General features: G+C 43.0%; 9 protein-coding genes. 5 read left to right on the top strand and 4 right to left on the bottom strand.

Annotation, left to right across the window (positions count from 1 at the left end; all coding sequences use genetic code 11):
• Positions 1 to 541 precede the first annotated feature (541 nt).
• From ACEQ1T_RS11175 to ACEQ1T_RS11155, 5 genes are all read left to right on the top strand, one after another.
• The gene (locus ACEQ1T_RS11175; RefSeq protein WP_370222945.1) at positions 542 to 1,933 is read left to right on the top strand and encodes a TldD/PmbA family protein; all 1,392 of its coding nucleotides are present in this window, start codon (positions 542 to 544) and stop codon (positions 1,931 to 1,933) included.
• A gap of 1 nt (position 1,934) precedes the next feature.
• A complete protein-coding gene (locus ACEQ1T_RS11170) occupies positions 1,935 to 3,293 on the top strand; it encodes a TldD/PmbA family protein (protein WP_370222944.1) in 1,359 nt (452 codons plus the stop codon).
• Between the two features lie 68 nt (positions 3,294 to 3,361).
• Positions 3,362 to 3,844, top strand: a complete 483-nt coding sequence (locus ACEQ1T_RS11165; protein WP_206842070.1) for a GNAT family N-acetyltransferase — start codon at positions 3,362 to 3,364, stop codon at positions 3,842 to 3,844.
• A gap of 16 nt (positions 3,845 to 3,860) precedes the next feature.
• A complete protein-coding gene (locus ACEQ1T_RS11160) occupies positions 3,861 to 4,397 on the top strand; it encodes a GNAT family N-acetyltransferase (RefSeq protein WP_206842073.1) in 537 nt (178 codons plus the stop codon).
• Positions 4,398 to 4,467: 70 nt separating this feature from the next.
• Positions 4,468 to 4,749: a hypothetical protein gene (locus ACEQ1T_RS11155; protein ID WP_206842076.1), complete on the top strand. Its 282-nt coding sequence runs from the start codon at positions 4,468 to 4,470 to the stop codon at positions 4,747 to 4,749.
• A 40-nt stretch (positions 4,750 to 4,789) separates the two neighbouring features.
• Here ACEQ1T_RS11155 and ACEQ1T_RS11150 read toward each other — a convergent pair whose 3' ends face one another.
• The 4 genes from ACEQ1T_RS11150 to ACEQ1T_RS11135 form a co-directional block, all read right to left on the bottom strand.
• On the bottom strand, positions 4,790 to 5,131 hold the full coding sequence (locus ACEQ1T_RS11150) for a DUF3243 domain-containing protein (RefSeq protein ID WP_370222943.1): 342 nt from the start codon (positions 5,129 to 5,131) through the stop codon (positions 4,790 to 4,792).
• Positions 5,132 to 5,197: 66 nt separating this feature from the next.
• The gene (gene tatC / locus ACEQ1T_RS11145) at positions 5,198 to 5,926 is read right to left on the bottom strand and encodes a twin-arginine translocase subunit TatC (protein WP_370222941.1); all 729 of its coding nucleotides are present in this window, start codon (positions 5,924 to 5,926) and stop codon (positions 5,198 to 5,200) included.
• Between the two features lie 14 nt (positions 5,927 to 5,940).
• Positions 5,941 to 6,159 (bottom strand): twin-arginine translocase TatA/TatE family subunit, encoded by a 219-nt coding sequence (gene tatA, locus ACEQ1T_RS11140; RefSeq protein WP_095244370.1) that lies wholly within the window; start codon positions 6,157 to 6,159, stop codon positions 5,941 to 5,943.
• 38 nt (positions 6,160 to 6,197) lie between these two features.
• The gene (locus ACEQ1T_RS11135; RefSeq protein WP_206842095.1) at positions 6,198 to 7,907 is read right to left on the bottom strand and encodes a GMC family oxidoreductase; all 1,710 of its coding nucleotides are present in this window, start codon (positions 7,905 to 7,907) and stop codon (positions 6,198 to 6,200) included.
• Positions 7,908 to 7,913: the final 6 nt, after the last annotated feature.

The following is a 7,913-nucleotide window of genomic DNA, read 5'->3' as shown; positions in this document are numbered from 1 at the left end:
GGCAAATTTGCAAATAGATGAGGGGGACTTGCAAATAGACCAGGCAAATTTGCAAATAGATGAGGGGGACTTGCAAATAGACCAGGCAAATTTGCAAATAGATGAGTGGGACTGCAAATAGACCAGGCAAATTTGCAAATAGATAAGTGGGACTGCAAATAGCCCAGGCAAATTTGCAAATAGATGAGGGGGACTTGCAAATAGACCAGTGGAATTCGCAAATATATAGGTGCATGCAAATAGTGCTCCTATACCTGCAAATAGCCCAGCCAAACTTGCCAATAGATAGGTAGAATGCAAATAGAGTCCACCAACCTGCAAATAGACGAGCAACCTTGCAAATAGAACAACCGAAATGACAAATAGATGAGCAAACCTGCAAATAGTCCAGCTCACGTACAAGCAAATCCCCTATTTAAGTCTCCAGACCGAGGCATAATCATCCTCCTTATTGGTCAAAAAAGGAAAAAATCATACTAAAATAAAGATCAGTGCGATATGATTAGAATAGTTTGAAAAGTTGGAAATAGGGAGGGTCTTTATGCTTTCACAATCAGTCATTCATGATGTTATTACAGTAGCCCTGGCCACTGGCGGGGATTTTGCTGAAGTGTTTGTTGAAGATCGTTTTACCAATAACCTCGCATTGCAGGCCGGTAAAATTGAGAGCAGCTTATCGGGCAGGGATTACGGGATAGGCATTCGTGTGTTTAAAGGGCTGCAGAGTGTTTATGCTTACACAACGGATGGTTCAAAGGAAGGTTTATTGAAAGCTGCGGGCAATGCTGCCCAGGCGATTAAAGGAGAAAAAATCATTCAGCCCGCACAGCTGCAAAAAGAAATCATTCCGGCAGCTCATCCTATATCTCTTAATCCGCGTGAAGTGGAGAAGCTTCGCAAAGTAGATGTGATGAAAAAGGCTTACGAAATTGCGAAAAACTATCATAATAGCATCCAGCAGGTTACGGTCAGGTATTTGGATGAAGAACAGAATGTGCTGATTGCCAACTCGGATGGGAAATTTGTTGAAGACCGCCGGGTGCGAAGCCGCCTTGCCATTCAGTCGATTGCTGCGGAAGGAAATCAAATGCAGCCAGGATTCTATGGACCTGGAGCCCATAAAGGCTTTGAATTCATGGAAAATCTGAATCTTGAGCATTATGCCAATGAAGCTTCCCGCATCGCGGTTACAATGCTTGGGGCAGAGCCATGCCCGAGCGGAAAATTGCCTGTTATTATCGATAATGAATTCGGCGGAGTTATTTTCCATGAAGCATGCGGACATGGCCTGGAGGCGACATCTGTGGCAAAGGAAAACTCCGTTTTTGCAAACCGGATCGGCGAAAAAGTGGCTTCAGATGTCGTTACATACATTGATGACGGCACGCTTGCCAATGAGTGGGGATCGATTACGATAGATGATGAAGGCGAAAAAGCCCGTAAAAATGTGCTGATTGAAAATGGGATTTTAAAAGGTTACTTGATTGATAAATTCGGCGGCCGCAGAATGGGCATGGAGTCAACAGGATCAGGAAGGCGGCAGTCCTACCGCTTTGCACCGACTTCAAGGATGACCAATACGTACATTGCAAACGGCAAATCCACTCCGGAAGAAATCATTTCAAATACAGAGTATGGAATTTATACAAAATACATGGGCGGCGGTCAAGTTAATACCACAACTGGCGATTACAATTTCGCTGTCATGGAGGCGTATCTTGTAAAAGACGGAAAAATCGGCAAGCCGTTAAAAGGTGCTACATTAATAGGAAATGGCCCGAAAACTCTTCAGCTGGTTGATATGGTGGGGAATAACCTGGACCACGGTGCAGGCATGTGCGGTTCACAAAGCGGAAGCATTCCTGTCAATGTTGGCCAGCCGATGATTCGCGTTAGTGAAATGACTGTTGGCGGCACAAAGGGGGGCGAATAATATGAACCTGCAGGAATTTAAGGAAAAGCTATTTCAGCTTGGCGGGCAGCATGGTTTTACAGATATGGAGCTTTATTATGAGAGAGAGGAAAAGTTCGCCTGCGAGCTGTACAAAGGAGAAATCGATTCCTACGACACTTCCGAAGTGTTCGGAACCTCCTTCCGAGGCCTTTACGAAGGCAGGATGGGCTATGCTTTTACCGAGAAACTGGATGAGGAATCCCTGTCTTTTCTAGTCGAGAATGCGAAGGAAAACTCTCAATTCATTGAAGATGAAGTACAGGAAGAAATCTTTGCCGGCAGCGAAAAGTATGAGGCAGGAAGCTACTATTCAAGCAGTCTTGCTGAAGTTACGATCGCTGAAAAAATAAATTTGCTTAAGGAAATAGAAAGGCAAATCTATGCATTTGATGAGCGGGTAACCGGGACTGATTATTTCATGCTGAGCAGCGGTGAAACAGAAAGGGTTCTCCTCAACAGCAAAGGTCTGAATCTCAGTGAAAAGACCAATCATGCCGGCATTTATATATCAGTTATCGTTAAGCAGGGAGATCTAGTGAAGAACGGTGAATACTCCAAGTTTACGAGAGACTTTTCCATCTTGAATCCCGAGGAAATTGCCAGCCATGCCGTAGAAGAAGCATTATCTCAGCTTAATGCCAGAAGTGCTGAAAGCAAGAAATACCCTGTATTATTGAGAAATGATGCTGCCAGCGCTCTGCTTCAGACATACATCCCTATCTTCTCAGCGGAAAATACACAAAAAGGGCAATCGGCTTTAAAGGGCAAAACAGGTGAAGTCATTGCAGCAGCGTCATTGAATATAGTAGATGATCCATTTTTAGAAGCAGGTCTGCTCAGCTCTAATTTCGACAGCGAAGGGGTCGCCACTGCCAGAAAAGATATTGTGAAAGACGGCAGGCTTGTTACCCTGATGCATAACCGCAAAACAGCTCAAAAAGATGGAGTGGAATCGACAGGCAATGCCTACAAAGCTTCTTATAAGAGCGCTCTAACGGTAGCTCCAACGAACCTTCATGTCATTCCATCTGATCAAAGCTATAATGAGCTGGTATCTTCGCTGCCGGAGGGCATAATCATAACCGAATTATCCGGCCTCCATTCCGGTGCCAATACCGTATCAGGTGACTTCTCCATTGCGGCCAACGGCTATTATGTTAAAGACGGAAAAGTGCAAAATGCAGTAAACCAAATGACGATTGCCGGAAACTTCTATGAGCTATTGAATAATATTGAAGCCATCGGTTCAGACCTGGAATTTTCGATGGGATTCATGGCCACAGGCTACATTGGTTCGCCATCTCTATTAATCAGGGAGCTGGCTGTGACTGTGGAGTAAGTCAAGAGCGCATCACCAAGTGGTGCGGTTTTTTAAAAAAATTTCGTTTTATTATAGGGGGACAAATAATGGGAAAGATTATTGAAGCCAAAATTGGCGACGCAGCGAAAATATTATCCATACAAAAGCTGGCATATAGAAGTGAAGCAGAACTTTATGGGGATTTTAATATAGAGCCATTAAAGCAAACCGTAAGTGATGTTGAAAAGGCTTTTGAAGATTATCTAATTTTAAAATACATAGAAGATGGAGAGCTAGTTGGCTCTGTTAGAGCATATCAAAAAGATAGAACATGCTATATAGGAAAATTAATGGTGCATCCAGACTTTCAGAATAAAGGAATTGGAAAAGCACTAATGAATGAAATCGAACGTCAGTTTAATGTGGAACGATTTGAACTATTTACCGGCAGTGAAAGCGAAAAAAATATTTGTTTCTATGAAAAGCTCGGTTACGCGGGATATAAGAAAGAAAAGCTGGATAGAGAAGAAACCATATTTATTTTTATGGAGAAGTTAGCGAAAGCAGGAACAACTGCTTTTAAAGGTTAAAAAGGAGGTCCGAGAAATGAAAACTCTTGAAGCAAACCGCCTAATTCTTCGCAGCCTTATCCTGGACGATGCACCTAAGGTTGAAGAATATGCAAGCGATTATGATGTAGCCAAAACAACACTAAATATTCCCCATCCTTATCCTGAAGGTGGAGCAAAGGAGTTTATTTCGAGCATCCTCGAAGCAGAGAGAAACGGTAAAATTGCGATTTTCGCCATTACAAAAAAAGAGGATAATAGCTTAATAGGCCTCATCAATATTACAGGCACTAATGCAAACAGAAGAGCAGAAATCGGCTATTGGATCGGCAAGCCTTTCTGGGGAAAAGGATATGGTACAGAGGCAGCCAGGACAGTTATTAAATATGGTTTCGAAGAGCTGAATCATAACCGCATTTATGCCCTTGCTTTTACGGACAATCCCGGATCATGGAGGATTATGGAGAAAGCAGGAATGAAGCATGAAGGAATTTTGCGCCAGCATGCGATGAAAGATGGCAGGCCGGTAGACCTGACTTATTATGCAATTTTACGGGATGAATACTTAGGGTAAGGTGCCTGCATTTGAATCCTGATCTGCAATATGTTTCAATGGAAGCAAATCTTTAAATATGGAGGTTCATGTGCGGATCCTTGCTTCCCATCCTTTTATAACAGTCACCCGTAAAATCGACTGGAATCAGCAGCAATACATTGAAAAGGAACTCTATCTTCATTTATTTGAAGATCACATCCTTTCGCCAACGGATAAATTTCTGATTGATGAAGTTTGGGATATGTCATACAGATCTTCCAATTGCGAAATTGGTTTCCTTTATCTTCATACCAATCGGGGACTATTCTCTTTTCAAGTAAAGTCAGCGCCAAACCAGTTTATAAATCTTTACAGAGATTTAAAAAAGTAACAAAGCCGGAATTGCATACACAACAATTCCGGCTTTGTTATTAGGCCTGTTCTGTCAGGCGTACAAGCATATGGGCCAGCTTATGCTTTTCTTCATCATTGCCAGCTTTCCATAATTCTTTCAGGAGCTGTTCTTCACGGTTTTTTGGTTCCACATTTTCAGCCAGGTAGCCTGCCACTTTTTCCGCTGTTACCGCAAGCTGTTCCTCATTTAAGCCCAGCTTTTTGCCAAGCTCGATTCTTTCAGCCAGATAGCTTTTAAACTCCTCGAAGCTGCTTAAAATATCTTCCGCTCTTTCATTCGACATCTTGGCCATTGCGCTCTTGATATTTTTTGCATCCAATTCACCATCTTGTTTGATTACATGATCCTGTTCATTCATTTTTATAGACCTCCCAAAGGAACGTTTTCTTATTAAATATCCCTTTGGGGGCAAACCTAAACTTGTTTAAATCTCGCTGGACGGAGATTCCTGAACTGCTTTCAATTTCTTGAATTTTACTTTTGACAAAATAACGCCAATTTCATATAGCCCGATAAGGGGCACAAGGACAAGAATCTGTGAGAATAAATCAGGCGGTGTAATAAGAGCTGATACGACAGCCATGATCAAATAAGCGTATTTTCGCATCGAGCTGAGCATGACTGGGGTGACAATGCCGATCGTTGTCAGAAACAATAACAGCAAAGGCACTTCAAACAGAAAACCAAAAGGAATGGTCGACATCAGCAGAAAAGAAAAATACTCCCTGGCAGTGATCATCATCGCAAAATGTGATTCACCCAATAGCATTAGAAACTGATAAATAGCAGGGAATATAATAAAAAAGCCGAAGCAAAGACCGCCGATAAAGCTGAAGAGAATGGCCGGAAAAAACATTAAGGATACTCTGCTTTCTTTTTCCGTTAATGCCGGCTTTACAAATAGCCAAATCTGATAGGAGATAAAAGGAAGCGCAAGTCCAAGGCTTATGCTTCCTGCAATTCCCGTATACAGCTTAATGACATCCAGCGGTCCAAGCATGACAAGCTCATGATCATTCGCGAGCATGGGTATCAGTCTGTTGATAAAAATCAGACATAGGGCAAAGCTGGCTATAAAGAAAAGCAGTGATCGAATCAGCACTTTTCTAAGATCCGTTAAATGCTCTACAAGGGTTTGTTCTTCCGTTTTCAATCTAAACCCTCCTATTAAAGCGGTTTATCCTTCCGATCAGCCGTTTCAATAGAGCGAGTTTTTGAATCGGGTTCATCGTCGTCGCTCATAATGTCTCTGGCTGATTTCTTGAATTCTGATAAGGTCCTTCCAAAGGCAGACCCGATCTCAGGAAGCTTTTTTGGACCAAAGATAATTAAGGTAATAACAAGGATAATAATCAATCCGGGAATTCCTATATTTGAAAGCCCCATGATGTTCACTCCTTTTTGTCAGATTTAAAAGGTATCCTTTATGCCAGAAGGCCGCCTTCTTTGCTGTATTTGATGATTCCTTCGGCAGCACGGTAGGCGAGTGCCCCAACTGTTCCTGTCGGATTATACCCTCCGTTGTGAGGGAAAGCGGATGCGCCAATGACAAATACATTTTCTGCATCCCACATCTGCAGATAGTTATTTACAGCTGAAGATTCGGGCTCAGCCCCCATGATCACGCCGCCGGTATTGTGTGTTGTCTGATAAGGGACGATGTCATAGTGCTCCAGCTGCTGCCTGTCGTTAATTTTTGCCGGTCCCATTTCCTTCATGATGTTGTCTGTGATTTTTCCAATATAGTTATAAAGATTCTTATCCTGTTCCGTGAAATCATATGTCAGGCGAAGCAGAGGGAGCCCGTAAGCATCTTTATATGAAGGGTCCAGGTCCATATAGTTGTGCTGCACAGGCATGGAAGCCCCCTGTGTTCCAATGCTCAAGGCTCTGGTGAAATATTTAATGGAGTTCTCCTTGAACTTGCTGCCCCATTTCGGTGTATCAGTCGGAACCATATTATATTGGATTGGTCGGTATCCTGATTGGTTGATCGAAATGGAACCGCCATGGATGAAGTTAAGATCGGAGTGATCAAAATTGTCTCCATTGTAATCATCCACAGTTGCACCAAGAGCACCTGCACCCATAAATGTATTAAATTGCTCTTCATCAAAAAATCCCGCTGATCCAGGAAGGATTTGGTAGCAATAATTCTTTCCAATAACTCCTTTGCCTGTGTCAGGATTATAAGGGCGTCCAAGTTTGGATGTCAGCAGCAGGCGGGTGTTATTCATGACATAGCTTGTCAGAATAACCATTTCTGCCGGCTGGATGAATTCTTCCTTTGTTTGCACATCCACATAGCGCACACCGGTTGCTTTTTTGCCGTCATGAATAATTTCTGTTACATTTGCAAAGTTGCGGATATCTACATTTCCAGTTTCTTTCGCAAATGGAATGACGGCCACGGTCGGATCTGCCTTGGCTCCATATTCACAGCCAAAACGTTCACAGAACGCACAGTACTGACAAGGAGCCAGCTTGGCGCCATATTGGTTTTCATAAGCCTGGCTCATATTGCCCGATGGCATATGGTAAGGTTTCATCCCCAATGACTTCGCTGCTTCTTTAAATCTAGCCGTAATGGGCGTCTCCTTCATTGGGGGATTCGGGAACGGATTTGCTCTCTTCGGTCCTAACTCGCCTTCTTCTCCGCTAATCCCTGCTGCTTTTTCAAATTCGTAGAAATAGGGCTCCAATTCATCGTATGTAATACCCCAGTCCTGAACTTGAAGACCTTTAATTTTTGCTTCGCCATATTTTTTTACCGTCTGTGATTTAATTTCAAAGTCATAGGGCAAAAAGCGGAAGGTATGCCCATTCCAGTGAACACCGGATCCTCCTAAGCCCTCGCCAAGCAAAAAGGAGCCAAGCTGACGCATAGGAAGAGATCGTTCCTTCCCATGGTTGCGGAACGTGATCGTTTCTTTTGAAAGATCCTGCATTAATTCATAGCGGATTCCATATCGGAGTTCATCATGGACAACATAGTAGTCCTTAACTCCGCGCTCTTTTCCCCGCTCCAGACCAACTACTTTTAACCCCTGTTTTCCAAGTTCAGCCGCAATGATGCCGCCTGCCCATCCGACTCCTACAACGACTGCATCTGTTTTTGGCAATGTTTTAGCCATGTTTAC

It is taken from the genome of Cytobacillus sp. (assembly GCF_964223445.1).
Lineage (GTDB): Bacteria > Bacillota > Bacilli > Bacillales > Cytobacillaceae > Cytobacillus.
The sequence above is the reverse complement of the archived record's forward strand: the minus strand, read 5'-3'. Positions and strand labels throughout refer to the sequence as shown.

What these genes read in the sequence shown, in the direction of transcription:
- ACEQ1T_RS11175 (WP_370222945.1), top strand. Translation starts at nt 542, where the DNA reads ATGCTTTCACAATCAGTCATTCATGATGTTATTACAGTAGCCCTGGCC.
- ACEQ1T_RS11170 (WP_370222944.1), top strand. Translation starts at nt 1,935, where the DNA reads ATGAACCTGCAGGAATTTAAGGAAAAGCTATTTCAGCTTGGCGGGCAG.
- ACEQ1T_RS11165 (WP_206842070.1), top strand. Translation starts at nt 3,362, where the DNA reads ATGGGAAAGATTATTGAAGCCAAAATTGGCGACGCAGCGAAAATATTA.
- ACEQ1T_RS11160 (WP_206842073.1), top strand. Translation starts at nt 3,861, where the DNA reads ATGAAAACTCTTGAAGCAAACCGCCTAATTCTTCGCAGCCTTATCCTG.
- ACEQ1T_RS11150 (WP_370222943.1), bottom strand. Translation starts at nt 5,131, where the DNA reads ATGAATGAACAGGATCATGTAATCAAACAAGATGGTGAATTGGATGCA.
- tatA (WP_095244370.1), bottom strand. Translation starts at nt 6,159, where the DNA reads ATGGGGCTTTCAAATATAGGAATTCCCGGATTGATTATTATCCTTGTT.
- ACEQ1T_RS11135 (WP_206842095.1), bottom strand. Translation starts at nt 7,907, where the DNA reads ATGGCTAAAACATTGCCAAAAACAGATGCAGTCGTTGTAGGAGTCGGA.